At 46.3% G+C, this 758-nt stretch carries 1 protein-coding gene; it reads right to left on the bottom strand.

What is annotated here, in order from left to right; translation table 11 throughout:
• Window positions 1–649, bottom strand: a 649-nt coding sequence (rbsB, locus tag A3762_RS19495; protein WP_068757212.1) for a ribose ABC transporter substrate-binding protein RbsB, incomplete at its 3' end; no start/stop codon positions are given.
• Window positions 650–758 lie beyond the last annotated feature (109 nt).

The raw sequence follows: 758 nt of genomic DNA, 5'->3' as shown, positions 1-758 counted from the left end.
CCATCTCATCATTCTGAGCAAATACTGCTTGTACTTCAGGGTTGCCTGCTAACAAGTTTTCCATCACATTCAGCCCCTTGGTGCGATCAAAGTCTGCTGGCTGGCTAGCGAGAAGTTGAATGTTGCTAGCTTCAACCGCTTTCATAAAGCCCTCGCCACGCTCGCGCGCTGCCGAAGTACCTGCTAAGCCTTCAAGCTGAATCACTTTTGCGTCTGCACCAACTTTATCAACAATAAACTGCCCAGCCATTTCGCCACCAGCAACGTTATCAGAGGCAATATGAGTGACGACTTCTCCGCGCGAAGCGCCACGATCCAAGGTTAACACGGGGATTTTGGCGCGATTAACCATGCGAATAGCATTGGCCGCCGCGTCTGAATCTGCTGGATTAAGTAAGATTGCTTTCACCCCACGAACCGTCAAATCTTCAATGTTCGATAGTTCCTTGCTTGGGTCGTTTTGTGAGTCGAGCACGATGAGTTTATATCCCAACTCTTTTGCCTTGGCTTCAGCGCCGTCTTTCATCGTCACGAAGAAAGGGTTGTTTAAGGTGGAGACTACAATAGCCAGTGTGTCAGCTGCCTTTGTCATCATAGAAAAAGAAGCCAACACCAATAAGGTTGAAACAAGAGTAATCAGTTTTTTCATCTTTATGTCCTTGGTCTTGAGTGATCGAGACAGCACATTTCGACTCGTTATTACGTCATTAACAACAGATTATTTACTTCGATTATCCACGAGTACCGCCAGTAATATT

It is taken from the genome of Oleiphilus sp. HI0125, assembly GCF_001635355.1.
This window is presented reverse-complemented; position numbering and strand designations above follow the sequence as displayed.